At 64.8% G+C, this 25,732-nt stretch carries 23 protein-coding genes and 2 pseudogenes; 10 read left to right on the top strand and 15 right to left on the bottom strand.

The features are described from left to right. The first annotated feature begins 15 nt into the window (after window positions 1-15). The 5 genes from JQ635_RS09010 (at window position 16) to JQ635_RS08990 (ending at window position 3,121) form a co-directional block, all read left to right on the top strand. Window positions 16-492 (top strand): nuclear transport factor 2 family protein, encoded by a 477-nt coding sequence (locus JQ635_RS09010; RefSeq protein WP_349631847.1) that lies wholly within the window; start codon window positions 16-18, stop codon window positions 490-492. Window positions 493-599: 107 nt separating this feature from the next. Beyond that, window positions 600-1,298, top strand: a complete 699-nt coding sequence (locus JQ635_RS09005; protein ID WP_211409513.1) for a helix-turn-helix transcriptional regulator — start codon at window positions 600-602, stop codon at window positions 1,296-1,298. Between the two features lie 187 nt (window positions 1,299-1,485). Next, window positions 1,486-2,280 carry an alpha/beta fold hydrolase gene (locus tag JQ635_RS09000; protein WP_211409512.1) on the top strand — a complete coding sequence of 265 codons (795 nt, stop codon included), beginning with the start codon at window positions 1,486-1,488 and terminating at the stop codon, window positions 2,278-2,280. A gap of 356 nt (window positions 2,281-2,636) precedes the next feature. Next, on the top strand, window positions 2,637-2,819 hold the full coding sequence (locus JQ635_RS08995; protein ID WP_211409511.1) for a hypothetical protein: 183 nt from the start codon (window positions 2,637-2,639) through the stop codon (window positions 2,817-2,819). 74 nt (window positions 2,820-2,893) lie between these two features. Beyond that, a complete protein-coding gene (locus tag JQ635_RS08990) occupies window positions 2,894-3,121 on the top strand; it encodes a hypothetical protein (RefSeq protein ID WP_211409510.1) in 228 nt (75 codons plus the stop codon). Between the two features lie 180 nt (window positions 3,122-3,301). Here the strand turns inward: JQ635_RS08990 and JQ635_RS08985 are convergent, their stop codons facing one another. From JQ635_RS08985 to JQ635_RS08925, 13 genes and pseudogenes are all read right to left on the bottom strand, one after another. Beyond that, window positions 3,302-3,619, bottom strand: coding sequence for a hypothetical protein (locus tag JQ635_RS08985; protein ID WP_211409509.1), 318 nt, complete (start codon window positions 3,617-3,619; stop codon window positions 3,302-3,304). Between the two features lie 194 nt (window positions 3,620-3,813). Further along, entirely contained in the window at window positions 3,814-4,503 is a 690-nt protein-coding gene (locus JQ635_RS08980; protein ID WP_211409508.1) for an aspartate/glutamate racemase family protein, read from the bottom strand. An 82-nt stretch (window positions 4,504-4,585) separates the two neighbouring features. Beyond that, window positions 4,586-5,002, bottom strand: a complete 417-nt coding sequence (locus JQ635_RS08975; RefSeq protein WP_211409507.1) for an SRPBCC family protein — start codon at window positions 5,000-5,002, stop codon at window positions 4,586-4,588. 297 nt (window positions 5,003-5,299) lie between these two features. Continuing rightward, entirely contained in the window at window positions 5,300-6,262 is a 963-nt protein-coding gene (locus tag JQ635_RS08970) for a tetratricopeptide repeat protein (RefSeq protein WP_211409506.1), read from the bottom strand. A 160-nt stretch (window positions 6,263-6,422) separates the two neighbouring features. Continuing rightward, window positions 6,423-7,775, bottom strand: a complete 1,353-nt coding sequence (locus JQ635_RS08965; protein ID WP_211409505.1) for a ferredoxin reductase family protein — start codon at window positions 7,773-7,775, stop codon at window positions 6,423-6,425. 309 nt (window positions 7,776-8,084) lie between these two features. Continuing rightward, window positions 8,085-9,338 carry a serine hydrolase domain-containing protein gene (locus tag JQ635_RS08960; protein ID WP_211409504.1) on the bottom strand — a complete coding sequence of 418 codons (1,254 nt, stop codon included), beginning with the start codon at window positions 9,336-9,338 and terminating at the stop codon, window positions 8,085-8,087. A 237-nt stretch (window positions 9,339-9,575) separates the two neighbouring features. Beyond that, window positions 9,576-11,543 carry a class I SAM-dependent methyltransferase gene (locus JQ635_RS08955; protein ID WP_246583400.1) on the bottom strand — a complete coding sequence of 656 codons (1,968 nt, stop codon included), beginning with the start codon at window positions 11,541-11,543 and terminating at the stop codon, window positions 9,576-9,578. A gap of 95 nt (window positions 11,544-11,638) precedes the next feature. Further along, window positions 11,639-12,877: an efflux RND transporter periplasmic adaptor subunit gene (locus JQ635_RS08950; protein ID WP_211409503.1), complete on the bottom strand. Its 1,239-nt coding sequence runs from the start codon at window positions 12,875-12,877 to the stop codon at window positions 11,639-11,641. Between the two features lie 2 nt (window positions 12,878-12,879). Continuing rightward, on the bottom strand, window positions 12,880-15,243 hold the full coding sequence (locus JQ635_RS08945) for an ABC transporter permease (protein ID WP_211409502.1): 2,364 nt from the start codon (window positions 15,241-15,243) through the stop codon (window positions 12,880-12,882). A 4-nt stretch (window positions 15,244-15,247) separates the two neighbouring features. Continuing rightward, window positions 15,248-15,955 carry an ABC transporter ATP-binding protein gene (locus JQ635_RS08940; RefSeq protein ID WP_211409501.1) on the bottom strand — a complete coding sequence of 236 codons (708 nt, stop codon included), beginning with the start codon at window positions 15,953-15,955 and terminating at the stop codon, window positions 15,248-15,250. Between the two features lie 50 nt (window positions 15,956-16,005). Continuing rightward, a pseudogene (locus tag JQ635_RS08935) lies at window positions 16,006-16,682 on the bottom strand (methyltransferase family protein). Continuing rightward, a complete protein-coding gene (locus JQ635_RS08930) occupies window positions 16,682-16,936 on the bottom strand; it encodes a DUF2933 domain-containing protein (protein WP_211409500.1) in 255 nt (84 codons plus the stop codon). Before JQ635_RS08930 ends, JQ635_RS08935 begins: the two are co-directional and overlap by 1 nt. 80 nt (window positions 16,937-17,016) lie before the next feature. Continuing rightward, complete coding sequence (locus JQ635_RS08925) at window positions 17,017-17,685, bottom strand: Spy/CpxP family protein refolding chaperone (RefSeq protein WP_211409499.1); 669 nt, start codon at window positions 17,683-17,685, stop codon at window positions 17,017-17,019. A gap of 184 nt (window positions 17,686-17,869) precedes the next feature. Here JQ635_RS08925 and JQ635_RS08920 point away from each other — a divergent pair, with 184 nt between their 5' ends. Together JQ635_RS08920 and JQ635_RS08915 are read left to right on the top strand one after the other, a co-directional pair. Then, window positions 17,870-18,112, top strand: coding sequence for a hypothetical protein (locus JQ635_RS08920; RefSeq protein ID WP_211409498.1), 243 nt, complete (start codon window positions 17,870-17,872; stop codon window positions 18,110-18,112). A gap of 238 nt (window positions 18,113-18,350) precedes the next feature. After that, entirely contained in the window at window positions 18,351-19,502 is a 1,152-nt protein-coding gene (locus JQ635_RS08915; RefSeq protein ID WP_211409497.1) for an acyl-CoA dehydrogenase family protein, read from the top strand. A gap of 259 nt (window positions 19,503-19,761) precedes the next feature. On the opposite strand, the gene JQ635_RS08910 is transcribed toward JQ635_RS08915, so the two are convergent. Then, a complete protein-coding gene (locus tag JQ635_RS08910; protein ID WP_211409496.1) occupies window positions 19,762-21,930 on the bottom strand; it encodes a putative bifunctional diguanylate cyclase/phosphodiesterase in 2,169 nt (722 codons plus the stop codon). A 399-nt stretch (window positions 21,931-22,329) separates the two neighbouring features. Then, window positions 22,330-22,719: pseudogene (locus tag JQ635_RS08905) on the bottom strand (L,D-transpeptidase). Between the two features lie 173 nt (window positions 22,720-22,892). Here JQ635_RS08905 and mepA point away from each other — a divergent pair. The 3 genes from mepA to modA all read left to right on the top strand — a co-directional run bounded on the left by mepA (window position 22,893) and on the right by modA (window position 25,719). Beyond that, window positions 22,893-23,837 (top strand): penicillin-insensitive murein endopeptidase, encoded by a 945-nt coding sequence (mepA, locus tag JQ635_RS08900; RefSeq protein WP_211409495.1) that lies wholly within the window; start codon window positions 22,893-22,895, stop codon window positions 23,835-23,837. 399 nt (window positions 23,838-24,236) lie between these two features. Then, a complete protein-coding gene (locus JQ635_RS08895; RefSeq protein ID WP_211409494.1) occupies window positions 24,237-24,740 on the top strand; it encodes a hypothetical protein in 504 nt (167 codons plus the stop codon). Between the two features lie 193 nt (window positions 24,741-24,933). Next, window positions 24,934-25,719: a molybdate ABC transporter substrate-binding protein gene (gene modA / locus JQ635_RS08890; protein ID WP_211409493.1), complete on the top strand. Its 786-nt coding sequence runs from the start codon at window positions 24,934-24,936 to the stop codon at window positions 25,717-25,719. Window positions 25,720-25,732: the final 13 nt, after the last annotated feature.

Here is a 25,732-nt window from a genome sequence, read left to right as displayed (position 1 = left end):
CGACAGCAGGTCCGGGTGAGCGGTCCCGGCAGCGCCAACCCCTACTGCCAGAATCTGTCACTGGCCTGCGCTAGGTCTCCTCTCAGTGCACCAATCACTGAAAGGAAGATCATGAATACCCAAAACAGCGGCAACGCATGGCGGATCGCCAAGACCTATGTCGAGGCCATCGCCCGCAAAGACGTCGATACGATCATCTCTGTCGCGGCGGACGACGTCGTTTGCACGTCACCGCGCGGGCGGATCGTCGGGACCCAGACGTTTCGCGAGTTCCACGGGGGGTTCGCCCGCATGCTCCGAAAGGTCACGATTCTCGCCATCCATGGCGACGATGAGCAGGCTGTCGTCGTTTACAACGCCGACACCCATCCGGTTGCCAACGCCATCTGCGCGGAGCTCCTCACGGTGAGGAATGGCAGGATCGCCTCGACCGAAGTGATCTACGATGCGACCCCGTTCTCCGCCTACGCGGCGACGGTCCAACCGCACTAAGAATCCGGTCCAGGTCATCAAGCGGCGCGGCTGCCCGAAGCCGTGCCGCCCGCCCTCAGCGGAAATCGACTGCCAATCTTTGGCAGGATACGTGTTAGATTTGCAGCATGTCCAAGAGCCAACGGCTGTTCGACCTCATGCAGATCCTGCGGCGACACCGTCATCCGGTGTCGGGCAGCAATCTTGCCACTGAGGCGGGCGTGTCGCTGCGCACGATCTATCGCGACATCGCCGACTTGCAGGCGCTGGGCGCGCAGATCGAGGGCGAGCCGGGCTTTGGCTACGTGCTGCAGCCAGGCTTTCTCCTGCCTCCGCTGATGTTCTCCGAGCAGGAAATCCAGGCCCTGGCGCTCGGTGCGCAATGGGTGTCCCGCCAGACCGATGAGGAGTTCGCGCTTGCGGCGCGCAATGCGCTCGCGAAAATCGGCGCCGTGCTCCCATCGGAGCTGCGACACAAGATCGACGACAATGCCTTTCATGTCGCGCATAGGCCGAAGCAGCTTGAGGCCGTCGATCTCCGCATCGTGCGCCAGGCCATGCGCGACCAGCATAAGCTGTCCATCGTGTATCGCGATCCGAATGGCGTGAAGACCACCCGAACGATCTGGCCGATTGGCGTCGCCTTTTTCGACTCCCGCCGCATCCTGGCCGGCTGGTGTGAAATGAGGAAGGACTTTCGCTCCTTCCGGGCGGATCGGATCGAAAAGCTCCGGCTCAAGACCGAACGCTATCCCGGCCGCCGGCGCGACCTCGTCAAGCAATGGCGGGCGCAAGTTGACGCAGATCGCCGCAAGGCTATGGACTGACTGGAAATACCGGCCTCGGCTTCCCCGTGAACCGACCCGTCACACGCTGACGCAATTGTCCTAGAAGACCGCCTCCACACCCAAGCGCGCCATTGGCGCTGGTCGTCATTTTCCCTAGGATACGCCTGCACGATCAGGCACGTGCATTTTTTCAAGTATCAATCATTCAACCCAACGGAGTTATTTCATGATCCGTTCAAGCATCACGCGTCGCAGACTCCTTGGCACTGCGGCAGGCTCAGCCTCGGCAATAGCATCAGGTGCATTCGTCAGTCCGGCCCGCGCGCAATCGACGCAGCGAACGTATGTGCTCGTTCCCGGCGCGTATTACGGCGCCTGGTCCTGGCATCGCGTCACGGAACGCCTGCAAAGGCAGGGGCATCGCGTGTATCCGCTGACGCTGACCGGATTGGCTGAGCGCTCACACCTTCTGAGCAAGGACATCACCCTCGACACGCACATTGCCGACATCGCCAATCTGGTCGAATGGGAGGACCTGACGGACATCTGCCTTGTTGCCCATTCCTATGGTGGCTGTCCGGCATCGGGCGCGCTCGAACGGATCGGAAGCCGGGTGTCGTCCATCGTCTGGGTTGATGCCATCAAGCCCGCGGACGGCCAGTCGTTTCGAGACCTGGTCCCCTTCCCGATCGAAGAGGGCGCGATCAGCCGTCCGGCTCCCAAAGCGCTTCCTCCGACTGCATTCAACGACCCGAAGGATGTTGCCTGGGTGTTGTCGAAGGTCACCCCGCACCCCGTCGGCACATTCCTGCAGCCGATCAAGCTCACGGGAGCGCGCGAAAAGGTCGCCAAGAAAACCTACATCCGCCTGCCGAAATTCCAGCTGGCCGCCATGGACAAGGCGGCGGCCGAGTGCAGGGCGGACAGCTCCTGGACGGTCCTCGAAAACACGACGTCCGGCCACTCGATCATGATCGTCGAGCCGGATTGGTTGACGGACGTTTTGACCAAGGCCGCGTGAGATCGGCCTGGTCAAGCTCGATGGGTGGAGCTGTTGCGACGCCCATCGTCGCGATGAGCGGACGCCGTGCTCCGGAGTCCTCGTTGGCGATCCGATTTGCGGCGATCGTTGATGGGTTTCGTTCCGCTCTACCCATTCCCATCAGGTTGCGCCTGAGGAACCATCCAGGTTGGATGACGTTTCTACGTCAGAGTTGGAGGTCCCTGGTGATTAACGAGCGGGAACACCCCGCCCGGTACGACGGGCCTCGCCAAGCCGCATCCGCCACTAGACCGCGCACCGGGCCGGCCTTTGTTAGGTAGATGAGCGGCCCATATCCTCCCGGTCGGTGAGAACCTCCGGATAGGAGCAACAACATGACGCCACATCTCCTTGAGGAATTCACTGGGCTGATCGACTGGCGTCGCTTCGTGATCGTGGGCAACACGATGCCGCCCCGAGATCCCGATGAAGCCGAGGATGCAGAGGAAGACGACGACGGCGACGACGAGTACCGAGATGATGAACCGCCGGTCGTGCGCGAGCCGGACGACGAGTAAGCAGGATGCTTCTCGAAGGGGCGGCGGCTTCCGCGGGGAGCAACCTCTCGGCGTTGACTGAGCAGGAGACGAGCATGACCCTCATATGGCTTGGTGCGCTCCTTGTTTTCGTCGGCGTGCTCCAGATGGCATTTCAGCCGATCTGGCGAGGCCGGCTGAGCGGTACCAAGCGGCTTCGCTCCGGACTTGACACGCTGGAACCTACAGCGCCGGGTAGCGGCTTCGGCATCAAATCGAACTGGCCCGGCCTCGTGCTGGTCGCGGTTGGCGGCGCTTCCCTGCTGGCCGCAGCTGTCATCTGAGAGCTCGGATGGGTTGAGCTCTTGCGAAACCCATCGCCCCGACGCGGGTACGCAATATCCGTAATGCTTGTTAGCTCGAACCAATTGCGGGAATGAAGCTTGATGGGTGTCGCTTCCGCCTTCGCTCTTCGAGCTACGGCGGACAAGCCGCTCGACCCATCGAGCTGCGAGCTAAGGGTTCTATTTCGGAGCGCTGGTCTGGCCACCCGAACCCGTGGTCTGCTCACTTCCCGGTCGACCCGGAGGATGCGCAGAAGCACCTGGCTTGTCTTGATCGGCCACGTATCCGGACTCTCCGGAGTTGCGGGTCTTGATCCCTTTGTCCGCATCACGCTGCATCTGCTCGCTGGGCTCGCCAGCCTTGAGCCCTTGGTCTACATCACGGCGCATCTCCTCCTTGGTTTGCTCACTGGGTGCGGCCTTTTGCTGTTGGGCCGTTGCCTGGAACGTCATTGCGCTTCCGGCAACTACAATCAACGCGAGAATTGCTGTTCGCATGCTTCTCCTCCACGGCTTGCTCCCGTCCCCTAAACGCGCGAACTTGCCAAGGTTTCCTGGTTCCAATCGCTATTGCCGAAAGGCGCATCTCGCGATCAGTCGTAGGGCGGCAAAGCAAGAGTGGTGGGCACGGCGCTCCGCGCCTTTGCCCACCCTACGAAAGCCGTGCTGGCGCAAACTCGCCGAGGCCATCATCACCCGATCGCGAAATCGGCCGCCGTCTCGGCGTGGATGGCCGTCGTGTCGAATGTCTCGACCGTCGTGTCACTCTCCCCGACCAGCATCGTGATCTCGGTGCAGCCGAGGATGATGCACTCGGCGCCCGAGGCAACGAGCGCCGCCATCACGTCCTGATAGCGGCGGCGCGAGGGCGCGGTGACGATGCCGAGGCACAGCTCCTCGTAGATGATCCGGTTCACGTCCGCTCGCCCGCCTTCGGGAGGAACCAGGACGTCGAGATCATGGGCGCGAAGCCGGTCGATGTAGAAGTCCTCCTCCATCGTGAACCTGGTGCCGAGCAGCCCGACCCGACGGTATCCCTTGGCCCGGATGCGCTGCGCCGTTGCGTCGCCGATGTGGATGAAGGGGATGGTCAGGCTTGAGGTGATATCGGGCGCCAATTTGTGCATCGTGTTGGTGCACAGCACGATGGCGCGCGCGCCGGCGCTCTCAAGACGCCGCGCGACCTCCGCGAGGCTGCTTGCGGCCTCCTGCCAACGGCCGGCATACTGCATCTCCTTGATCTCCTGGAAATCGTAGGAATACATCAGCAGCGGGGCCGAATGCAGCTTGCCCATGCGGTCGCGCACACGCTCGTTGATGAGCTTGTAGTAGAGCGCGGTGCTTTCCCAGCTCATGCCTCCGATCAGGCCAATGGTTCGCATCCCTGCGTCTCCGGAAAAATTGCGAGATCGGATCGTAGACGAGGACGCGGATGCCTGCCAAGGCTCCGCGCCCTGCACACCCTCACAACGTCTTCTGCTTCGCCTCGACGTAGCGCGCGAAATTGTCGAGGATCGCCTGCCAGCCGCCTTGCTGCTGCTCGACCGAGTGGGTCGCTTCGCTGTCGAAGACGACGCGGACGACGACGCCCTTCGGACCGGGGACGAACTCGACCTCGGCCTTGCGATCGCCGAACGCATATTCGATCAGCTTGTGCTCGACGATCGTCGTGTAGGTGCCGGCGAAGTCAAAGCCCATGCTGCCGTCCTTGGCCTCCATGCGCGAGGAGAAGACGCCGCCCTCGCGCAGGTCGACCGTGGCCTTGGTCGTGTGCCAGTCGTCGGACGCGGCGTTCCACTTCACGATATCGGCTGGCGTCGTATAGGCACGCCAGACCTGATCGATGGGGGCGGCGACGCTGGTTTCGACGGTGATCCTCATGGGCATTGCTCCAGTTGCGACTTTGACGGCTCGAATTGACGAAATCACGTCACGTATGCCGGGTCCATCTCCGGCACGTCCGGGACGTGTCCACCCAAGGACGATCGAGACCGGTCCATGCCGACATGGTCCGGCCGTCAATGCGCAAAAAAGTTGGAAAAGTCGCAGGGCGGGCAAGGCGACTTGTCCGCCGTGGCTCGCAGAGCGAAGGCGGAAGCGTGCCCACCAACTTGTGTGTCGTCGGGAAGAGTGGTGGGCACGGCGCTTCCCGCGCCTTTGCCACCCTACGAAAGCTATTCAGATCGGCCTTGTCTTCCCTCGGATGGCCATCGACCGTTTCAGGACCTGTTGGGCATCGGCATAGCGGCCCTGATCCTTGTAGAGACCGGCGAGGTTGTCCAGGACGCCGGCGAGATCCGGATGGTTGGGGCCGAGGGTTTTCTCGAAAGTGGCCGCCGACCGCTTGAACAGCCGCTCGGCTTCGGCGTTACGCCCCTGACGCGCATAGAGCGCAGCCAGATTGTTCAGCGCCTGCGCGATGTCGGGATGATCAGGCCCGAACGCCTTCTCGGTCACCACCATCGACCGCTTCAGCAGCCGCTCGGCATCGGCATAGCGATGCCGATTGATGTAGGTATCGGCCAAATTGTTCATCAGCACCGTGGCTTCGGGATCGTCGGGGCCGAGCGCTTTCTGCAGCACGGCCAGTCCCCGCTTGAACAGCGGCTCGGCCTGATCGTATCGGCCCTGGCTGCTGTAGACGGCGCCGAGGTTGCTGAGCGGCAACACGATCTGTGGATCGTCGCGGCCGAGCACTTTCTCGTCGATGGCGATCGATCGCTTCAGCAGCGGCTCTGCTTCCGCATAGCGCTCTTCCGCGCGATAGAGATCGCCCAGATTGTTCAGCACCATTGCGACTTCGGCATGATCCGGACCGAGCGTCTTCTCCCGGATAGCCAGCGCGCGCTTGTACAGCGGCTCGGCAACGGCGTACTGGCCGAGATTGTAATGGATCGTGCCAAGGTCGTTCAGCGGCATCGCGACATGCGCGTCATCAGGGCCAAACTCCTTCTCGCGAAGGGCCAGCGACTTCTGGGCCAGCGGCAGCGCCTCCATGTACTTCCCGGCCCGATAAAGCTCCTTCATCTGCCGGGTGAGCGTGCCCGCCTCATCCTCCTCGCCGTAGGACGGCGCACTGAGCGACAGGCTCAAGGCAAGCGCAGTGACTGCAACACAGATCGATGCTTTCAGGGTCCTCATCGCGCCTTCCCTCGTCGCGGCTATCTGGGACTTACGCGCCGTTGGTGCGCCCGGAAGCCGGACAGGTTCAATGCGGCCGCGGCCGACGAAGCGGTCGGAACCACAAAAAACAAGATCCTACGATCCGCCCACAGCTCTATTCAGTCCCTCGATCACTGGATTACCGCATCGCGAAAAGCTCCTGATGGAAACGCCCTTTGACAGGAAAGTCGTGCGCGGCGAAGTCTCGTTTCAGCACTTCACCGAAACCCGCCGGACCACAAAACCAGATGCTCGCCTCGCGCCATTGCGGTACGGCCTGGCGAATGCGTTCGCCGGTCAGGCGACCATCACGCGCATCGATCAGAACATGCAGGCGGACATCGGCAGATTTAGCGTCAGCTGCCAGTTTGCCGAGCGCTTCCTCGTCGACATCGGCGGTGGTGTGAAAAAGATCGACCGTCTGCGCCGCAGGCCAGTCGGGCGCTTCTTCCTGCATGGCCATGTGTTTCATTCGTGCGACAAAAGGCGTGATGCCAATGCCACCTCCGATCCAGATCTGGTGCGGGCAGTCATCATCAAAGGTGAAGCAGCCATAGGGCCCCTCTACCGTCACCTCCTGCCCGACGCAAAGCTTCTCGCGCAAGCGGCTGGTGTGGTCGCCCAGCTCCTTGGTGATGAAGGTGATCCCGGGTTTCTCGGCGTGCCAACTCGAGGCGATGGTGTAAGGATGCGCGCCCTCCGAGGCGTCCGACGTGGCGAAGGCGAACTGGCCGGGCTTGTGGCCCGGCCATCCGTGCGGCACCTCGATTGCGCTCTCGAGTGATCTGACACCGGGATAATATTGCAGCGAAGTGATCCTGCCCTTGACTTGCCGGCCCGCGCCCACCCGGCGCAACAGGACAAGAACGGCCGCCCACGTGCCGCAGGCAAGCAGTACCGCCATCACCCAGCCGAGCGGCGACGTCCAGTAGCTGAACCTGATCAGCACGGCGGCGTGAAAGACAAGGACCAGATAAACAAGGGCGAGAAGGCGATGTGTCTTGTAGAAGAGCCGGTAGGGAAAATACTGGATCAGCGCCAACGCGATGAGCACCACGGTGGCATAAAAAGCCCATTCGCCCATGCCCTCCGCCGTTCCCCGCAGGTTCGCAAAGATCGCGGCAATGGGATTCTCGATGGGGGGCCTTGCCCCACGCACTGGCCGCTCCAGCAAGCCCCAGCCGACCGCCCATTTTGGACCGTTGGCCCAAAGCCAATGGACGATGGCGACGATGAAAGCCGTGATACCGAACCACTTGTGCAGGCGATACATCTTGTCAAGGCCGCCCAGCCACGACTCCGGCCAACGCGGCCGCAGTGCCAGGATCATCGCAGCGCTCATGCATCCGATTGCGAGAATGCCGCTCAACTGCACGATCGCCCCGCGGCGCGCAAAGAACGAGGCTGACTGAAATACTGACGGTTCCGCAATGAGCCACAGCACGGCCAGGATTGCGAGGGTTGCCCAAAATGCGCGTTTGAGGTTCTGCATGCTACGTCGATGCTCACCTGTATCGGCTCGAATTGCTTCGCGATCCGTTGTCCGACCGACGCAGACTCTGAACGGCCGCTGCGGAGTTCGGTTACCGTCCGCCCTGGCACTGGCCTCCAAACGCCTGGCGCAGATCGATTCCGCGGGAGAATGAGTGTCGGAGGCAACAACGGCGAGCTGAGGGTACCATTGGCGCCCCGAGGAGTTATCAGACCAAACCCTCAGAGTTCGCGGTGGATTTCCCTGAGAACAGACTTATGACAGAGCGGGTCGACCCCGGTGCACCAGCGCGTGGCGCTTGAATGTGACTTATTGCCCGAGCTGTTGCAGCACGGCGGACCACAACGCCAGCGGCTCCCTGAGCGCTCCCGGCTCGGATGGCTTCTGGCGAACGGCCGTATGCACCATAACGAGCTTCGAGGCTGGATCGACCAGGATGACCTGACCGCGGATGCCGAGCAGGGCAAATCTGCGATGCTCGCCGGGGAGGAGCCACACCTGATAGCCGTAGCCGAAATAGGGTGTAGCCACGCGCGGAGCGAGATGGCCATCCTCTGGTCTGACGGTCGTGGCATCCAGCAGCCACTGCCGGGGGATCAACTGACGGCCTTCCCAGGCGCCGTCATGTGCGAGCAAGCGGGCGAGGCGCGCATAGTCGCGCAAGGTTGCGTTGAAGCAGCAGAACGCAATCTCCTGCCCGCTGCCGTCGATCGCCCATGAGGCATCCGCTTCGGTGCCGATGGCATCCCAGATCCGATCGTGGAGATAGTCGGCAACCGGCGTGCCAGTTGCGGCGCGCAGGACCAGGCCCAGGATCTCGGTTTCCACGCTCGCATAGTGCCATCGGGTCCCCGGCGGTGCAGTGCGCGTATTGAATTGCGCGACGACCGCGGCGGGATCTTTTGCCTCTCCAACGAACAGGGCTCGTCCAAGCCGGGCGATGTCATCGTTCCCGTCATAGACCTCCGAAAACTCGACGCCCGAAGACATGTTGAGCAAGGCGCGGATGGATGTGTTTCCATATTCCGTTCCTGCAAGGCCGGGGACATAGGTCGAGACGAGGTCGTCGATCGACTTGATCCGTCCCTCCGAGACCGCGATCCCGACCAGCATGCCGACCAGCGTCTTGGCCATGGACTGCGAGAGAAAGCGGTCGTGGTCGGTCCGCGAATATTGATAGTGCTCGTACAAGATGGTGTCGTCCCGGGCGATCAGGAGTCCCGTCACCGGATTGCGCTTGAGATAATCCGCGATGCTCAGCCGTTCCGTGCCGAAGCTGTAGGCGATCGATGGCTCCGGCGCGCGCTTGAATTGCCAGGGCGTCGTCGCGCGAACGATCGGGCGCGAAGGATAGATCTCGCCGAAATGGCTGTAGACGCCGACGAGCTTGTCGAGCTGGGTGGTGGTCCCCCGCGTGCCGACCGGATAGCCGGCAGCCGCACCGTAGAGCTCGGCATCGGGGCCGCTCTCGGAAAAGACCGGCCCCGGCTCACGGGAAGAGTTTTGAGCGTCCTGTGCGCAGGTCAGAGGCGCCCAGAGCGCAGAGACGAGAATGACGGCCAAGAAAAGCCCGCGACAGCCGCGCGGCCTGCAGAGCGCTCCCCAGTGCATCGGACTTGCCTCCCCACACGTTCCGGCGTGTGCGTGCATTGATGAGGGGCATGCTATCACCGGGGGTGGAGGGAGTCAGCATGTGGGCCGCAGGGATGGCGGCAACACAGCGACCTCATCGATACGGGCGACGGCGCGACCTACTTCGGTGAGCCCGATGCAAGCTCCTAGGAACGAGCCGGCCCCGCCTCACCGGACGCCCACGTTCTGAAGCTGGCCGCGCAGACAGGCGTTCTCCCGTTCGAGCGCCTGATTCCAGGCCAGCAGTCCGAAGCGCTTGGTGTCGACCCGGGACCAGAAGGCTCCGGGCGCGCGCCGCCAGAGCGGAAGCGTTGCGATCGCGACCGCGCATTGGCCGCCCATGTCCATGACCTCGGCGAGCTCGACGAGGCCGAATGGAATCGGGGATTCAACCGAACCGGCAAAATCCGTAGGATTGCTGCGCGCGGCTTCCAGCGCCGTCTCGAAACCGATCCGGAAGAACGAACGTGCGCCCGTCTCGTCGCCGAATGCCAGGGCAATGCGGGCCGCATGAAAGGCCGCCGCAATGGTCTTGGTGGTCAGGATCGGGGAGAAAGAGCGCCAGTCGAGTTCGGCCGCGAGCGAGAACCATTTGAGCGCGTCGTCCAGCGCACCCGACAGCTCGCACAGGCAGCCCGCCAGAAACGCCAGCGAGATGCGCCAGCGCTGCACATGGGGGTTCGTCGTGTGCCGGGTGCTCTGGCAATAGCTCTCGATCCGCCCGATCAGCTCGCCGGCCTCCCGCGCCTGGCGGCGTTCGACAGTGCGATAGCCCGCGACGCAAAGCGCGGCGCCCCGGTCCGCCGAGTCCGGACGGGCATTGTCGCCAACCCAGCTGGCGAGCCGGCCCAGGACCGCCGCATCGTCGAGGCGCTCACCGACCTGGACCAGCGTCCGGTACAGCCACGGATTGTCGTAACATCCGCCGAAATCGAGCGCGACCGCGCCGCTCGCAGACAGCGCATCGGCGAATGCGGGGTGGCGGAATGATTGGCGCAGCTCTTCGGCCCTGGCGAAGGGATTGGCGGAGGCAACGACCAGGATCCATTCGCCCTCGACATCGCGATCGAGGGGCACGCGGTCCAGCCGGCGGGCGGTGTGCGGCCATTTGAAACCGCCGGGCGCGGTCTGCGTGTAGCGCGCTTCGATCACGAAATCCTCGACCAGCCCTTCGCGCAATTTGGCCCAGTCGAAAACGTGGTGGTGATACGGATTGGGATCGCTTCCGGTCTCATCGGCCCACCGGTCAGGAACGCTGGCGACCAGACGCCCGTCCGGCTTCAGCACCCGTGCGAACTCCTTCGCCACGGCTTTCCAGTTTTCGACATGCTCGATCGTCTCCATCGAGACGATGAGATCGACGGATGCATCGGCAAGGTGCCGGAGGCGCGAGGCATCTCCCGCCTCAAAGCGCAGGTTCTGCCCGCCGTAATTCGCATGCGCATACGCCACGGCCGACGCATCGACATCGACGCCGATGATTTGCGATGCCTGGCTGGTCGCGGCGATCACCGCCGAGCCATAGCCAAGCCCGCAGGCGCAATCGAGCACGATGTCGCCGGGCCGGACGAGCGAAGCGGCCAGCGCGTAGCGGACGACATGCGCATCGGCGCGCGATCCGCTTTCGCGCAGCATGTCCATGTGGAGATTGCGTTCGCCCAGCAGGGTCTCCACCGGCCATCGGGAAGCGGCCTGCGCCGGGATGCGCTGGTAGACGGCATGGCGCGGCAGCACATCATCCTGCATGCGCGCGTAGTCGGAGGTGGCAAGCGAGGCCGGATGGCGCCGCCATCCGCGCGCGAACAGCCGGTTCTCGAGCGGCGCGCGAAGGCCGGCAATGCCGGGGCCAATGAGGAACAGGTTTTGCAGCTGATCCTGCGCCGCGAGCGTCTCGATCAGGACAAGCGTCTCTTTCCCGGCGTCGACCTCGACAACGGCGATGGGCTTGGGCGGAACGCGCGCATCGCTGCCGCGTGAAATCCAGCGCGGATGCTCGCATGCGCCCTCGCCGACGGCGTGGGCATCGCAGCCCATGAGGAGCAGCTCATGCAGCAGATTCGGATCGCGGGCATTCCATTGCACGATCCGGCACGGACCAAAAATGCGCGTGATCGTAGCAGCCGTTTCAATCGACATCCGACCTGACCGAACGAGAACGGGACAGATTGCCCCCCGAATTGAACGTCCTCGCGCGCGAAATCAGGCGGAATCAACCGCTGCGCTTCCCGTCATCATGGAGCGATGTCTCGCTGCGCGATCCTGATCCCGTGGCTGATCCGATCGCTCGGGTGCAGCACGACGCGGTCACCTGCGGAGAGTCCCGAGAGAACTTCGGCGGTGCGGCTGTTGCGGTGACCGATCTGGACCGGAACGGTCTTGGCACGGCCGTTCTCGTCGACGAAGACGGCCCACTGACCGCCTTGCCGGAACAAGGCGCTGACCGGCACGGTCAGCGCGTCCGGAGCGCTCCAGGTGGTGACGTGGACGATGACGCGATAGTCGTGTCCGAGCGTGACCCAGTTCTCAGGCGGGTCGCTGAAATCGATGGTCACGCGGACGCGCTGCTCCTCGATGCCGAGCGCGGACACTTTCAGGAAACCGGCCGGGTCGACCCGGACCACCTTTCCTGCGATCGGCTGTCCACCCCAGCCGTCGATCCGCACCGGCGCGCCGACCTTGATCTGGACCGCGTCGGTCGAGAGCAGGTCGGCCACGACCTCGAGATCGAGCGGATTGCCGATATCGACCAGCGGCGTCCCGGGCAGGACCGTCGTCTCGCTGTCCTGGATGATCTTCAGCACCCGTCCGCTTGCCGGCGCCAGCACCCGCACGCAGCAGGTCGGCTCCGCCGACGGGGCGGCGCTCGCCGGGTCCATCAGCCGCGCCACCAGGCTGGTCCGCACCGCGCGGCGCATCTCGACCTGGGCCTTGGCACTCTTCAGGGCGGCTTCATTGATGGCCACCTCGAATTTCGCCTTGTCGTGGGCCTGGGCCGAGGTGGACTGCGTCCGCAGCAACGTCTGCGCCCGCTGGAACTCGGTCCGTGAAAAGTCCAGCGCGGCTTCGATCCGCTGCACTTCCGCCTCCTGCTGCTGGATGGCGGCATCTGCGGCCAGGACCTCGGCCTGCAGCTGGTCGTGCGAGCGCGCGTCGATGAAGCCGGGCAGCGCCGGCTGCATCAGGGCGACGGTCTGGTTGGCGGCAACCTCGTCGCCGACATGGAGCGAGGGCCCCCGCTCGCCGAGCGGATGCGAAATCCTCAACACCTTCCCCGCGATCGGCGCCGAGACGGTGTAGACGTGGCGCACGCGGGTCTTGCCGTCGTCGTCCGCCGTGACCTCGATGGGGCCCTTCGCGACGGTCGCGAGATCGACCAGAACCGGCCGCGGCCAGGCGAACCAGGCCAGCCCTCCCACGATCGCGGCCAGAAGCACAGCGCCGATGATACGTTTGGTCCAATTGGCGGGCATGGCTAATCTCGCGTCTTGAGGACCGCGACGAGGTCCAGTTTGTCGATGCGTTCACGGATGACGGCGGCCGAAGCGATGGCGGCCAGCACCACGACGGACGTGGCAACGACATAGGTCGAGTGCTCGACGACGAGGCGGACGCGCATCAATTCGCCGGCCAGGTTCGTCTTCATCACCCAGGCAAGGCCGTAGCCCATCAGCCAGCCGGGCGGCTGGGCGACCAGCGTGAGGATCGCGAGCTCCAGCAGCAGGATACGCAGCACCTCGCCGCGCGTGAAGCCGAGCACGCGCAGGCTGGCCAATTCCCGCGCCCGTTCGGACAGCGAGATGCGGGCATTGTTGTAGACGACGCCGAACGCGATCACGGCGGCGAGGCCGGTGTAGATGCTCGCCATCGTGGTGACGAGCAGCGCGACGGTCTTGCGGAAGTTCGCCAGCGAGACGCGCTGCAGCGCCACGCCGCCGACGGTCGGCATGGACTTCACGGCCGTGTAGAACTCCTCCGTCCGGTTCTCGTCGAGGCTGAGATTGACGCTGGTCACGACAGGCGCCTCGCGCATCAGCTTGCGCAGCGCCCCGATCTCCATCATGCCCTTGATGCCGAAATAGTCCTCGACGGTCGCGACGACCGGCACCGTGACGGTTCGCCGGGCGCCCTCCAGCAGATCGACCTCAACGCTATCGCCGGGCCCGACGCCGAGGATGTGCGCGAGCATGCCGGAGATGGCGAGGCCCGTCTCGGGGAGCACGACCGGCCGAAGCTCGACGTCGATGATGCGCCTGAGATCGGCGTCGGCGGGTCGGCCGCTGATGACGATGCGGCGTTCGACGCTGCCGTGGCGGATCCGGACCGGCACCTCGCGGAACGGCTCGGCGGCGAGAACGCCCGGAAGCCGGTTCACCTGCTCCACGACATTTCCGATCCGCTTCTCGGCAAAGCCGATGGCTGCGTCCTGCCGGTCGGCGAGGAAGTAGGTCACGTCGATCAGGTGCTCCATGCTGTCCCGCGTGAACAGCGAGACCACGAGGATCGCAGTCGCCAGCGCCATGCCGAGCGCGGTGAAGAAGGCCCGCACCGGATGCCGGGCGATGTTGCGGATCATCATCAGCGTCGGCTGCGATACGATCCGGTCGAGCTGGATGCGCGCCGGAAGCAGCCGGCGATAGACCGGCGGAGCCGGCGGCTGCATGGCGACGGCGGGCGGCAGCTTCACCACCTCGCGCAGCGCCCGGAACGCACCGATCGCCGCGGCCGCCGCGCTGAGCGCGCCCGCGGTGAGGTACAGGTCTGGTGCCTTCGCGAACACCAGGAACGGGAAGTGGAAGAAGTCGCCGAACAGGGCGGTGACGCGCAGCCCGAGCCAGGTGCCGGCGACGCCGCCCAGGACGATGCCGATCACGACGATGAAGGCGACGAACTTGAAATAGTGCAGCACGATGCCGCTGTCGGAATAGCCGAGCGCCTTGAGCAGGCCGATCTGCTCGCGCTCGAGCGCGACCAGCCGGGTCAAGGTGAGATTGACCAGGAAGGCCGCGACCAGGAGGAAGATCGGCGGCAGCGTGCGGCTCATGTTGTTGAGCATGTCGAGCTCATGGTCGAGCCAGGCGTGCGAGGTCTGGTCCTTGCGGCCATGGGCCGCCTGCCCGCCAAAGGGATCGAGCAAGGCATCGAGCCGCAGGATCACCTCGCGCTCGGAGGCGCCGGGCTGCAGCTTGACCGCGACCGCCGAGAAGGCGCCGTCGAGATCGTAGACGCCGGCGAGTGCCTTCTCCGACATCCAGACGATGGCGTAGCGGCGATCATCCGGCATCAAGTCGCCCGGTCCGACGGTGTAGACGAACTCGGGGGACAACGCGGTGCCGACGATGACGAGTTCGCGCTTCCTGCCGTTGAGAATGGCGGAGAACCGCGCACCCTCCGAGAAGCCGTGCGCCCGGGCGAACGGCTCGTTGACGACGACCTCTTCCGTCCGTCCCGGCTCCGGGAGCCGGCCGGAGCGCATGTAGAGCCGATTGAGATGCTGCTCGCCATTGTCGGGCAGCGAAACGAACTGCGCGCTGGCGGGCGCGGAGAAGCCGGGAATGTCCAGCAGCGCCAGCTTGGCGATGCGGGTGTCGACGGCGGCGACGCCGGGGATCTCGCCGATCCTGTCGGCGAGCGCCTTCGGTGCCCGCTTCGCCTGCGCGAACACATCGGCGAAGCCGTAGCGCTCGTAATAAGCGATCCGGGTCTCCTCCAGCGATCGATGCGAGCCCACCGCGAGCACCAGCGTCGCAACCCCGCCGCCGACGACCAGCGCGACGGCGAGCACCTGCGCCCAGAGCCGCCTGACGTCGCGAAACAGCTTGATGTCGAGCACCTTCATGTCGTCACCAGGTGAGCTCGGCGGCTTCCCGCCGGGCCTCGTTGGTCCGGATGCGGGAGATGCGGCCGTCGGCGAAGAACAGCACCCGGTCGGCGACCTCCTGGATGCTGGCGTTGTGGGTGATGATGACCGTGGTGGTCCCGAGCTGCCGGTTGACGCCGAGCAGCGCCTCGATGACGCGGATGCCGGTCTTCGAATCCAGCGCCCCGGTCGGCTCGTCGCAGAGCAGCACCGCCGGACGCTTGGCGATCGCGCGGGCGATGGCGACGCGCTGCTGCTCGCCGCCGGAGAGCTGGGCGGGAAAGTGGTGCATGCGCTCCTCGAGCCCTACCAGCGCGAGCGCGTCGGCGGGCCGCATCGGGTTCCTGGCGACCTCGGTGACCAGCGCGACGTTCTCGTAGGCCGTGAGGCTCGGCACCAGATTGTAGAACTGGAAGACGAAGCCGACATGGTCGCGGCGATACTTCGTCAGCTCGCGGTCCTCGAGATCGGTCAGATCCAGATCGCGGAAGAACAGCCGGCCGCTGGTCGGCCGGTCGAGGCCGCCCATGATGTTGAGCAACGTCGTCTTTCCGCTGCCGGAGGGGCCGAGCAGCACGACCACCTCCTTCTCGGCGATGTCGAGGTCGACCTCGTTGAGGGCATGCACCATCACCTCGCCGGAGACGTAGGTCTTGGTCAGCGCCTTTGCGGTGAAGACGGGCACGCTCATCGACGTCCTTTCAAGCCTGTGCCGTTCGCCGGCATCTCCTCGCGCGAAGGTCAGCCGTGACGATAGCCGCCGGAAGTACTCTGACCGGATCGCCGGTTGAGATGGGGAAGGAACGCCGGCACCTGCGCAGCGTACCGCGCATAGGCCTCGCCGAACTCGGCCCGGGCCTCGCGCTCCTCGTCTCTGGCGAGCTTCACATACATGACGGTCAGCACCGGAAACATCGCCAGCGTCAGAATCGTCGGCCACTGCAACAGGAAGCCGAACATCACCAGCACGAAACCGACATATTGCGGATGCCGGACGTAGCTGTAGGGGCCGGTGGTGGCCAGGCTGCGGGTCTGCTGCGCCTCGTACAGCACCCTCCAGGCAACAGAGATCAGGATGAAGCCGGCGGCGATGAAGATGTAGCTGAGAACGTGGAACGGTCCGGCGTGCGGATTGGTCTTCCAGCCGAACATCATCTCCAGCAGGTGGCCGGCGTCGTGGGAGAACCAAAGTCGACGTTCGGGTAGCGCGACTGCAGCCAGCCCGAAAGGAAATAGATGGTGAGCGGAAAGCCGTACATCTCGACGAACAGCGCCACCAGGAAGGCGCTGAAGGCGCCGAAGGAGCGCCAGTCGCGGGAGGTTTGCGGCTTGAAGAAGCTGTAGGCAAACAGGATGAACACCGCCGAGTTGACGATGACGAGGCTCCAGAGACCGTAGGCGGGCGCGGCATCGTGCATCACGCGCTCCTCGAATCGTTCGGCCGGCCGCCGCCGTGATGATGACCATGTCCGCCATGCATGAAGAAATGCATCAGCGGACAGGCGAGGAGCGGGAGCCAGACCAGGAGCCCGAGCACGTGGGCCCGGTGCTCGGTGAACAGCAGCGCCCCGGCAATAACCAGGAATCCGATCAGGACAAGGCTGGCCTTGGTCTTGGTCGAGATGCCCCCTTGCGGGCGCTCCCGAAACCCGGAATGGTCTTGGACCGTCATGACACGCTCCTGCGACTCTTGAAAGTCTAGCGGCGCGGCCATCATCATGGTTGATTCACGTCAAGGTCCCGGCAGAGTCCTCACCTGCCTTGCATCGGCATGCCGCCCATTCGGCCACCTCGCATCATCGGCATCATGCCCATCTGCGGCGCGAGTAATTCGTCGGCGGTCTTTTTCTGCTCGTCGGAGAGGATGCCGACGAGGTTTGTGAGTGCGGACCTCGTCGCGCGGGTGGTCTCCAGCCGGGCTGACAGCCATTTCTCCTGCGAGGTCAGCCGATCCACCAAGCTCTCGGATCCGGAACCGGCCATCGACCTGCGGAGCTCTCCGAGGGCCTTGGCGTTCGCGCGCAACACGTCGGCGAAGGCATTCCAGGCGGGCACCTGAGCGTCCGTGATCTTGAGTTCGACCCGCAGAAACGCGATCCGCCCTTCGACATGGTCGATCGTTTCCATTCCGCCCATGCAGTCACCGCCGGACTGACGCATCATGTCCATCATCCGCATCATGTCGGGCATCGGCATGTTGCCGCCCATCATGTTCATCATGCCGCCGCCCATCTTGCCCTGGGATGGGGTGCCCTGAGATGGGGCGCTGCTGCGCGGCGCGTCCGGCGGCGTGGCCGGATTGGTCGCAGGAGCGTCCTTCTGATCCGGATGATGGCCCTGGTGCTCGGCAGGCGATTGCGCGAGCGAGGGGTTACCGAGGACCGTGAGCAGCAGGGCTGCCGCAAGCGCCGTGCGTCGCATCTTGGTTCTCCTGAGATTCCGCATCTGAACCATAATGACGACCGCCCTCCACAAGCGAATTGACCGAGGTCAAAGAAAGCCGCAGTCGCAGGGGAATCGCGAAAGTTCGTTGCTTGAGATTCCTCAAAACGGAACCTTCCACTGCCTCTTATGATGCCGTTTTCACAATCCGGGGAGAGCGGACATGATCACGAAGAAGCTCTTGGCCGCGGTTGGCGTCGCTTGCCTGTTGGCCGCGCCGGCGATGGCTCAGACCACGGACAAGGAAAAGAGCGGCCACCACTACAGCGGCGGGCCGAAGACGGAAGTCCCTCACCACATGGGCAAGAAAGAAACGACCGGTGCCTCGACGAAGGCGTCAGGCGGTCATCATTACACCGGCGGCCCCGGCACGTCGTCGCCTCACCACATGGGCGACAAGAAGTAGTCCCGACCTCTGCCGGTCTGCGAGGACAAGGAGGAGGTGCGGCAGTTCGGAAAGGCCGACATCCGCAGGACGCCTTCATGGCCGCACTGAGTGGACGGCGAGAATGGAACGGTCATTCCGGGGCGCACAATCTGGTGCGAGCCGGAATGCCCGCCATTCCCCTGTCTTGATCCTCTCGGCCAAATAGACCACCATCCGCGCCTCTACCGCTCACAGCAGAAGGGGCGAGGAAACGCGCATGAACGCAACTCCCGGCGTTGGCCTGGTCGAACGTGCTCGCGCGCTCGCGCCGCTGATCGCGGGCGAAGCCGACGAGATCGAACGGACGCGGCGACTGACGCCGGCCGTGGTCTCCGCCCTCATCGAGAACGGACTCTACCGCGCATTGCTGCCGCAGAGCCTCGGCGGCTCTGAGGCGCCGATCGACAGCTTCATGCAGATGCTGGAGGAGATCGCGAAGGCGGACGCCTCCGCGGCCTGGTGTCTCGGCCAATGCAGCGTCTGCGCGATGATCGCAGCCTGGCTCGATCACGACACCGCGCAAGAGATCTTCAACGCCGCGCCCGGGGTCCTCGCCTGGGGCGCGATCGCGCACGAGGCGCGCGCGGTCGAGGGCGGCTATCGCGTCACGGCGCGCTGGGATTTTGCCTCGGGCTCGCGGCAGGCGAGCTGGCTGGGAGCGCATGTCCGCATCGTAGCTGCGGACGGCGTGCCGCGCAAAAATGCCGACGGCTCGCCGGAGGTGCGCACCATCCTGTTTCCGGTCGCGCACGCGACCTTGCACGACGTGTGGCAGGCGATCGGGCTCGCCGGCACCGGCACGGACTCCTATGAGGTGGCCGACCTGTTCATTCCCGAGCGCTTCACCGCGTTCCGTGACGTGTCATCCGCGCTGCGCGAGACGGGGCCGCTCTACAGGATCGGCACGGGCTCGACGTTCAGTCTCGGCTTTGCCGCGGTCTCGCTCGGCCTCGCGCGTGCCACGCTGAACGCCGCCATTGCGCTCGCGCGCGCAAAGCATCAGTCGCTGGCAGCCAGCGCCATGCGGGACAACGGGGCGGTCCAGGGACTGATCGGCCGCACCGAGGGCGATCTGCGCGCTGCGCGCGCCTATCTCTATGCGACGGCAAATGCGATGTGGCGCGATCTCGGCGCCACCGGCGAATTCGGCGCGGCGCATCGCAACGCGGTCCGGTTGGCGGCGACCTGGACCATCCACCAGTCGGCAAAGGTGGTCGACACTGCCTATCACATGGCCGGCGCGACCGCGGTGTTCCGCAGCCAGCCCTTCGAGCGGCGCTTCCGCGACATGCATGCGATCGCCCAGCAGATCCAGGCGCGGGATACGCATTATGAGGATGTGGGGAAGGCGATTCTGGCGGAAGGTTGAAAGGCAAGCGGCCCACTGAACCTCTCCCCGCCCTTTGCGGGGAGAGGTCGGATCGCCCCGGCGATGCGCAGCATCGTCCGGTGCGATCCGGGTGAGGGGCAAGGCGAGATTTCGATCGGAGCAAAGGTCGATCCGACACGCATTAACGCGCGCACACACTTTGAACGGAGTTCGCGGAGACGCCCCTCACCCCACCCTCTCCCCGTAAGAACGGGGCGAGGGAGTGAGAGAGCGGCGCGTCCCTTACGTCAGTATCAGCTCACGCCACCAACGCGGCGTCCTCGTCCGCTCCATCGATACCGCGCTGCGCCTGCAGCAGGCTGATGATCTCGAGATTCGGCCGGGCCTTGCTGAACAGAAAACCCTGGCCCTCGTCGCAACCTTCGGCGCGCAGGCAACTCAGCTCGGCCTCTGTCTCGACGCCTTCGGCGGTGATGGTGACCCCTAGGCCCTTGCCGAGGCTGACGATGGAGCGGATGATCGCCTGGGCCTCGCGGTTGGCCCCTAAGTCGCGCACGAAGGACTGGTCGATCTTGATCTTGTCGAAGGGAAAGCTGCGCAAATAGCTGAGGCTGGAATAGCCGGTGCCGAAATCGTCCATCGAGATGCGCACCCCGAGCGCGCGCAGCGCATGCAGCGTCGCCAGCACCTGGGCGCTCTTCTCGAGCAGCAGCGTCTCGGTGATCTCGAGCTCGAGCCGCCGCGGCGGCAGGCCGGAATGCTTCAGCGCGTCCGTCACCATCGAGAGCAGGTTGCCGCTGCGGAACTGCAGCGGCGACAGATTGACGGCGACGCGAACGTCGTCCGGCCAGGTCGCGGCATCTAGGCACGCCCGGCGCAGCATCAGGCCGCCGAGCGGATTGATCAGGCCTGTGTCTTCCGCGACCGGGATGAACTCGGCCGGCGAGACCATGCCGCGCTCGGCATGGGGCCAGCGCACCAGCGCCTCGAAGCCGGTGATGCGGCCGCTCTGGAGGTCGATCAGCGGCTGATAGTACGGCCGCAGCACATCGTTCTGGATCGCATCGCGCAGCTCGACCTCGATCTTGCGGCGGCTCTGCGCCTTGGCGTCGAGCGCGGCCTCGAAGAAGGCGAAGGTGCCGCGCGCATCCAGCTTGGCACGCGACAGCGCCATGTCGGCGTTCTTGAGCAGTTTTTCGGAATCATCACCGTCGCCCGGCGCCATCGCGATGCCGATGGAGGCGCCGATCACCACGGAATGGCCGTCGAGCAGATAAGGATCGGCGATGGCCTCGAGCAAGCGTTTTGCGAGTCCCACCGCATCTTCCGGCCGGGCCAACCCGCTCTGCACGATCGCGAACTCGTCGGAGTTAAGACGCGCCAGCGCGTCCTCTTCGCGCAAGGTGGAGCGCAGCCGCTTGGCGACACCGCGCAGCAGCTTGTCGCCGACGGCGTGTCCCAGGGTGTCGTTGACCGCCTTGAAATTGTCCAGCCCCAGCATCAGCACCGCGAGCTTCTCGGCGCTGCGGCGCGTATGCAGCAGCATCTCGTCGATCTGCTGGCGCAGCAGATTGCGGTTGGGCAGGCCGGTGAGCCCGTCATGCTGCGCCATGAAGGCGAGCCGCGCCTCGGCGCGCTTGCGCTCGGTGATGTCCATCAGCGCGAGCAGCACTGCCGGCCGCTCGGCATAGGTCAATTCGCGGGAATAGATCGCAAGGTCGATCAGCCCGCCGTCCGCCTTGACATGCTTCCAGGTGCGGCCGGCCTGTTCCTCGCCGGTCACATCGATGGTCCAGGGCGGCTCGCTGTCGAAGGCCTGCAAGGCTCTGATCGTCAGCTTCTCGAAGTCGCCGCGGCCGTAGCCGTAATGGGCGATCGCGGCGTCGTTGACGCCAAGGATGCGCTCGTCGTCGAGCGCGCAGATGATCATGGGAACGGGATTGCCGTCGAACAGCAGTCGGAACGAGGCCTCGCGCTGCTTCAGCTCGGTGATGTCGACGCGCAGGCCGACCACGCCGCCGTCATCGGTGCGGCGCTCCTCGATCAGGATGACGCGGCCGTCGGACAGCGTCTGCTCGTGGCGCTTGCCGGGCTCGTAGAGCTTCTTCAGCCGCTGCGCGATCCATTCTTCCTCGTGGCCGGCGGCTTCCGGATAGTCGCCGCGGGCGACGCCGACGCGCAACGTATCCTCGAGACGCGCGCCTTCGGCGAACAGGTCGGCGGTCTTGCTGTAGATCGACGCGTATTGCTTGTTCCAGAGGACGTAGCGGCCTTCGGGGTCGAGAATCACGATGCCCTGCGGCAAGAGATCGACGGCCTGGCGCAGCCGCTCATGCGATTTGCGCGCCTCGGTGATGGCAGCTTCGGCTTCCGCGCGGCTCTGCACGAGCTCGGCGTGTTCAACGGGCGGATGCGGGGCGCGCGCGAATCGCGGCTTGCGCGGCCGGCTGCCGGCCGTACCGAGCACGTTGCGCTTTCGCCTTTTTTGGTTTCGAGACCCCAAACTCAACGTCACATGTCCCAGTCGCGCCCTGTGGCCGCAAGTTCTGGGGCAAGTGTCTGAAAAAAAAGTAATCTTCGCCGGCCCGGCCACGGGAGCGCAGACTCTTCACCGGCAATTCTGCCTGTTTGCGAGGCGCAAGAAACGCGGACGGACGCACCAAACCTGTTTCGCTGTCGCGATCGAAGGGGCGGGCTGGCGCAAAATTACGCGCGCGCTTGAATCATTTCCGAAATCGCGCGCGATTGCATGCGGGCCGCGGCGTTCCCTCATTCCGCGCACGAATTTTGGTCAATGCAGGATACGGTTATCGCGCCGTTAAAAATGCGGCCGGGCAGCGCAAAAAACTGCGACTTTCGAATGATCCTAGTTCGAAATACGGATCGTGGTGTTGCGCGCGCCCTCGCGCTGGACCAGTGCGAAAAGGGTCGCCGCATGCGCGGGATGCAGCCTGATGCAGCCATGCGAGGCCGGTCCACCCAGGCGCGAGATGTCGGTGGTGCCGTGGATGGCGAAGCCGTGGTGGAAGAAGATCGCGTGCGGCATCGGCGAATTGTAGTATTTGCGCGAGAATTAGCGCCGCATCATCGCCTGCGGATGGAAAGTGCCGCTCGGCGTGCCGTAGCCGCCGCGGCCCGTCGACACCGGCCATGAGTAGCGCGGCGCGCCGTCGACGCGTACCGACATGCGCTGGGACGATTTGTCGATGTCGACCCGGAGATCGGCCCGCCCCGGGGTCGCGAGAACCGGTGCCAATACAAAGGCAGCCAAGGCGGCCCGCGCCGGAAAAATGTCATAATGAAAGACTCTCAGCCTTGGGGGCATGATGTCGCCGGAAGCCAGCCGCTGTAAAGACGCCGTGAGATGGCGCCCGCGCGACAAGCCTAATTTCTTAACCCTGACGCGGTGTTGGGTTATAACGACCGAGCATGAGTCCCCGCCGCCTCGCCTCTCTCCTGCTTCTGACAACGCTCCTGGCCGCCGGCGGCGCGCTGGCCCAGGACAAGGGGAGCGTGAACCCGAAGCCGCTGCCGCCGCTCGCCAACCCCAACGATCCCAGTATCGGCGCCAAAGAACTGTTCGCGCGAAAGCTGCTGCCCTCGAAAGGGCCGGCGCATGTCGTCGGCTCCTACACCAAGGGTTGCATCGGCGGCGCCGCGCAGATGCCGCTCAACGGCGACAATTGGCAGGTGATGCGGCTGTCGCGTAACCGCAATTTCGGCCATCCCGACATGATCGCGCTGATCAAGCGGCTTGCGGCCAGGGCGCACAAGGATGCGGGCTGGCCGGGCATCCTGGTCGGCGACATCGCCCAGCCGCGCGGCGGGCCGGCGCTATCGGGCCATGCCAGCCACCAGATCGGCTTAGATGCCGACATCTGGCTGACGCCGATGCCGGACCGCCGCCTCTCGCGCGAGGAGCGCGAGGAGATGTCGGCGGTGATGATGGTGCGCCAGGACCGGCTCGACATCGATCCGAAGGTGTTCACGCCTGCCCACGTGCTGGTGCTGCGAGATGCGGCGCAGGAGCCGGCGGTGCAACGCATCTTCGTCAATGCCGCGATCAAGAAGGCGCTGTGCCGCGAGGCCAAAGGCGACCGCTCCTGGCTGTCGAAGATCAGGCCATGGTGGGGTCACGACTATCACTTCCACATCCGCATGCGCTGCCCCGCGGGCGCCGGCGACTGCGAGGGCCAGCCGTCACAGTCCGAGGACGAAGGCTGCAAGGACGCCGACCTCGCCTACTGGTTCTCGGACGCCGTGCTGCATCCAAAGCCCCCGCCGGAGCCGCCGAAGCCCAAGCCGCCGATGACGCTGGCGCAGATGCCGGCGGCCTGCAAGGCCGTGCTGCATGCGGGCGACGCGAAGCCGTAAGTTACGCGGTAGGGTAAGCTAGCCGCCTCACCCACCGGCTGTCGTCCCGGGGCGCGAAGCGAACCCGGGATCCATAACCACAGGAAGTGGTTGTGGCGCGAGCTGGTAACTCCGAATCCCCGTAACCACACCCGCCTGTGGCTATGGATCCCGGATCTGCGCTGCGCTCTGACAACGCTGCGCGTTGTCCAGAGCTACGCTTGTCCGGGACGACAGTGGTGATTGGGGCGCGCCAATCCCGGATGACGAACTCGTTGGTTGGTTCGTGCCATCCAAATGCGCTAGGATCGTCCTGCCGCCGTGCCGTAAGCCCGCGGCATCCCGGGATGCGCATCCCATCTTTCAACAAGCCTGACCGCACGCCTCGCGCCGTTTGCGTGGCCAACGATGGGACTTCACATGCGCGTCCTCACCATCCTTGCTGCGCTGACGATCAGCGCGACCTCTGCTCTCGCGGCCGAGGAGCCGAGCGGTTGCGACAAGTTCAAATGGCCGATCGAGCGCGAGCGCGCCGCGCTGACTGCGCCGGATCGTGCAAAACTCGCCTCGGGGAGCGAGCAGGCGGCCCTGCCCGCGTCGACCATCACGCTCGGGCTGGTCGCCCCGAGCGAAGCAAAACTGCCCTCGCCGCCGGAGCGGGCGCCGAAGGACGGCACCTTTGCCGGCTTCACCAGCATCAAGGCGCCGAAGGCCGGGCTCTACACGATCAGCCTGTCATCAGGGGCCTGGGTCGACGTGGTCCAGGATGGCCATTTCCTCAAGCCCGTCGCCTTCAGCGGCGCGACGGATTGCGAGGGCATCCGCAAGACCATGAAATACGAGCTGTCGGCGCAGCCGCTTGTCCTCCAGGTCAGCGGCGCCAGGGATAATGCGCTGTCGATCGCGATCCTGCCGGCGCAATAGCCCCCTTTGTCGGTCAAACGGTCGCCTTTGACCTGAGGCGCCGGCCTGCTATGTTTGCACTGCGATCTCCCTGCCGGCCGTAAGCCGTCGCAAGGACCCGTGGAACAGCGCTTCCGCCCGTCGCGACCCGACTTAACCCAACGCCAGATTTGCGTGCGCAATTGCGCATGCGAGCTCGCACGGAGCGCTATCCATGTTTCGCATCACTGGACTTTTCACCGCTTTCGTCCTCCTCGCGGGCGCGAGCCTTTCGCCTGCCAGCGCCGAGGACAAGACCATCACCGTGTTCGCCGCCGCCTCGATGAAGAACGCGCTGGACGAGATCGACGCCGCCTACACCGCCAAGACCGGCGTGAAGTTCAGCGTCAGCTATGCCGCAAGCTCGGTGCTGGCCAAGCAGATCGAGCAGGGCGCGCCGGCCGACGTGTTCGTCTCCGCCGATACCGACTGGATGGATTACGCGGTCTCCAAGAAGACCATCAACGAGCCTTCCCGAGTCAACCTGCTCGGCAACAGCATCGTGCTGATCGCGCCGAAGGATTCCAAGATCGACAACGTCACGATCGCGCAGGGCTTCGACCTCGCCAAGCTCGCCGGCGACGGCAGGATCGCAACCGGCGACGTCAAGTCGGTGCCGGTTGGCAAATACGCCAAGGCCGCCCTGGAAAAGCTCGGCGCCTGGCAGGCCGCCGAGCCGAAATTCGCCATGGCCGAGAGCGTGCGCGCCGCGCTAACGCTGGTCGCCCGCGGCGAGGCCAATCTCGGCATCGTCTATTCCACCGACGCCAAGGTCGAGCCCGGCGTGAAGATCGTCGGCACCTTCCCGGCGGATTCGCATCCTGCGATCATCTATCCGGTCGCGGCGACCACGACCGCGAAGGGCGAGACGAACGACTATCTCGCCTTCCTGCGCTCGACCGCGGCCAAGACCATTTTGGAAAAATACGGCTTCAAGTTCTTGATCAGCCCGACAACCTGATTTTTGCGACTTG

It is taken from the genome of Bradyrhizobium iriomotense (assembly GCF_018130765.1).
GTDB classification, from domain to species: Bacteria; Pseudomonadota; Alphaproteobacteria; order Rhizobiales; family Xanthobacteraceae; genus Bradyrhizobium; species Bradyrhizobium iriomotense_A.
Note: the sequence above shows the minus strand (reverse complement) of the source record. Positions and strands in the feature narration are given on the sequence as shown.

Bases quoted from the DNA above. Each gene is read 5' to 3' on its own strand.
- JQ635_RS08970 (WP_211409506.1), bottom strand. From the start codon at position 6,262: ATGAGGACCCTGAAAGCATCGATCTGTGTTGCAGTCACTGCGCTTGCC.
- JQ635_RS08940 (WP_211409501.1), bottom strand. From the start codon at position 15,955: ATGAGCGTGCCCGTCTTCACCGCAAAGGCGCTGACCAAGACCTACGTC.
- JQ635_RS09000 (WP_211409512.1), top strand. From the start codon at position 1,486: ATGATCCGTTCAAGCATCACGCGTCGCAGACTCCTTGGCACTGCGGCA.
- JQ635_RS08955 (WP_246583400.1), bottom strand. From the start codon at position 11,543: ATGTCGATTGAAACGGCTGCTACGATCACGCGCATTTTTGGTCCGTGC.
- JQ635_RS08965 (WP_211409505.1), bottom strand. From the start codon at position 7,775: ATGCAGAACCTCAAACGCGCATTTTGGGCAACCCTCGCAATCCTGGCC.
- JQ635_RS08985 (WP_211409509.1), bottom strand. From the start codon at position 3,619: ATGCGAACAGCAATTCTCGCGTTGATTGTAGTTGCCGGAAGCGCAATG.
- modA (WP_211409493.1), top strand. From the start codon at position 24,934: ATGTTTCGCATCACTGGACTTTTCACCGCTTTCGTCCTCCTCGCGGGC.
- JQ635_RS08945 (WP_211409502.1), bottom strand. From the start codon at position 15,243: ATGAAGGTGCTCGACATCAAGCTGTTTCGCGACGTCAGGCGGCTCTGG.
- JQ635_RS08950 (WP_211409503.1), bottom strand. From the start codon at position 12,877: ATGCCCGCCAATTGGACCAAACGTATCATCGGCGCTGTGCTTCTGGCC.
- JQ635_RS08975 (WP_211409507.1), bottom strand. From the start codon at position 5,002: ATGAGGATCACCGTCGAAACCAGCGTCGCCGCCCCCATCGATCAGGTC.
- JQ635_RS08920 (WP_211409498.1), top strand. From the start codon at position 17,870: ATGATCACGAAGAAGCTCTTGGCCGCGGTTGGCGTCGCTTGCCTGTTG.
- JQ635_RS09005 (WP_211409513.1), top strand. From the start codon at position 600: ATGTCCAAGAGCCAACGGCTGTTCGACCTCATGCAGATCCTGCGGCGA.
- JQ635_RS08990 (WP_211409510.1), top strand. From the start codon at position 2,894: ATGACCCTCATATGGCTTGGTGCGCTCCTTGTTTTCGTCGGCGTGCTC.
- mepA (WP_211409495.1), top strand. From the start codon at position 22,893: ATGAGTCCCCGCCGCCTCGCCTCTCTCCTGCTTCTGACAACGCTCCTG.
- JQ635_RS08980 (WP_211409508.1), bottom strand. From the start codon at position 4,503: ATGCGAACCATTGGCCTGATCGGAGGCATGAGCTGGGAAAGCACCGCG.
- JQ635_RS08995 (WP_211409511.1), top strand. From the start codon at position 2,637: ATGACGCCACATCTCCTTGAGGAATTCACTGGGCTGATCGACTGGCGT.
- JQ635_RS08930 (WP_211409500.1), bottom strand. From the start codon at position 16,936: ATGACGGTCCAAGACCATTCCGGGTTTCGGGAGCGCCCGCAAGGGGGC.
- JQ635_RS08895 (WP_211409494.1), top strand. From the start codon at position 24,237: ATGCGCGTCCTCACCATCCTTGCTGCGCTGACGATCAGCGCGACCTCT.
- JQ635_RS08915 (WP_211409497.1), top strand. From the start codon at position 18,351: ATGAACGCAACTCCCGGCGTTGGCCTGGTCGAACGTGCTCGCGCGCTC.
- JQ635_RS08925 (WP_211409499.1), bottom strand. From the start codon at position 17,685: ATGCGACGCACGGCGCTTGCGGCAGCCCTGCTGCTCACGGTCCTCGGT.